We start from the raw sequence: 1847 nt of genomic DNA on the forward strand, positions 1-1847 counted from the left end.
CGCTCCGACATGCCCAGCAACTCGCCTGCCTCCATCATCGAAAGATCGCCGCCATTCCAGCGGCTCAATAATCCCGAAACTTCTGCATTCTCCGGTCCTCTAGCCACGCTGCCCGCTTCATCCCCAGCCTCCATTCGCTGGCGATAAAACCGGACAACTCGCGTGCTACCTAATCCGGACAACTCATGTGCTACGACAGCAGTTGCTGAAATACATTGCCGCGATTAAGCATTCGGACTAAAGTCATCCCTTCTCGCAGCGTGCCGCGTCCTCCGGTTTGACACAGGGGTGCCGAATGCGCATGTCCTTGCTTTTCATTTCACTGCTGATTGCACACATCCCGATTGTATCGCATGCCGCCGCCATTCACGACGCCGCCGTGAAGGGAGATGTCGCGGCAATTACGGCAGCGCTCGACGCCGGTGCCGGCGTCGACGAGAGCGATGGAAAAGCAACGCCGCTCTATCTTGCGGTTAGGGGCGGGCATCTTGCGGCGGCAAAACTGCTCATGGAACGAGGTGCCGACGCCAACGTTGCCCCGACGCCGCTTTTGGGACCTCCCCTCATGCCGGCTTTGGCAAAACGCAGGGTCGACTTGATCAATCTGTTGCTGCAGGGGGGCGCAAATCCAAATGCGCAGCGCGGCGGTGAATCCGCCCTTCACATCGCCGTCAGATCCGGCTGTCTCGATTGCGTGAAGGCACTGGTCGAGGCCGGCGCCGATGTGAATGCGAAGACAAAGGACGGCAAGACACCGCTCCACATGGCAAAATTCAAGGGGCAACATGAAGTTGCCGCCTATCTCTTGTCGCACGGCGTCGTCTTGCCAACGCCAGCCCCTATCTCGATGAAATTGTCAAATGCGGATGTCGAGAAAGGCCGAACCTACTTCACCCATGTGTGTCACGGTTGCCACAATGCCGAGCCACAGGGAGAGACCAAGACGGGGCCCAACTTGTGGGGCGTCGTCGGCCGCGACAAGGCATCCATGGCAAGTATGCGTTACTCCGACACATTGCTGGGCTGGGAGGGTGTATGGACGTATGAGGACCTGAACACATATCTCTTCGGGCCCATGCTCACAACGCCGGGCGTCAAGATGGAGACGCCCGGTGTCCCGGACGAGACCGAACGGGTCAACGTGATCGCGTACTTGCGCACACTCAGCGACAAGCCGATTCCGCTGCCCTGAACCCCTACCCTGGTCCCTCCCCAGTATCGCCCCTTTGTAAAAGCGCACTGGGGAAGCCCTGCCAATGCCAGCGCGCAAAAGAAGCCTTTAACGCTTATTCAATTTATCTATTTTAGAATGTGCTAATGCGCTTCTCAATCCTGCTTTTTGGCTGGGCAGCATTTTTCGGTTGGGATTTCGCCGCCAATGATGGCCAAACCATTATTGGCCTTGGCGTGCGAGTTGCCAGGCTATTCCACCTCTCCGGGCTCATTTGAAGTTAGGACGACGTCAGCGCTTCTTCACCTTCGGCGTGATCTCCTCGACCCGCACCTTGTCGCCGATCTCCCTTAGCGAGCGGGTATGTCCGAGGCAGGCTCGTCGAGAAAGGCCCCTGCCCCTTTTTACTAGCTCTCGACGAGCCGTGCGCCGCTTACCCCCGGACGGCAAACGCTGTCGCAGTCTGCCTTGATCGTCAAGCGACTGTTCTGTTCGCGTGTTCGTTAGCTCAATCAGGTTGCGCTAATGTCTCATTCGGTGGACGCGTACGCGTGCGCGCAACTGCAAGCCGTCTCATTCACCCTTCCGCCGTTTCAATTTCGGCATGATCTCCTCGATCCGCGCCTTCAAGCCGTCCTGGGCCATCGCCACCGGTGACGACGCCCATTCCGAACGC

At 58.3% G+C, this 1847-nt stretch carries 1 protein-coding gene; it reads left to right on the plus strand.

Features of this window, described 5'->3' with window-relative positions:
* The first annotated feature begins 295 nt into the window (after positions 1–295).
* Positions 296–1192 carry an ankyrin repeat domain-containing protein gene (locus EN879_RS34235; protein ID WP_063170605.1) on the plus strand — a complete coding sequence of 299 codons (897 nt, stop codon included), beginning with the start codon at positions 296–298 and terminating at the stop codon, positions 1190–1192.
* Positions 1193–1847 lie beyond the last annotated feature (655 nt).

It is taken from the genome of Mesorhizobium sp. M7A.F.Ca.AU.002.02.1.1 (assembly GCF_003998535.1).
GTDB lineage: Bacteria > Pseudomonadota > Alphaproteobacteria > Rhizobiales > Rhizobiaceae > Mesorhizobium > Mesorhizobium ciceri.

Bases quoted from the DNA above. Each gene is read 5' to 3' on its own strand.
- EN879_RS34235 (WP_063170605.1), top strand. From the start codon at position 296: ATGCGCATGTCCTTGCTTTTCATTTCACTGCTGATTGCACACATCCCG.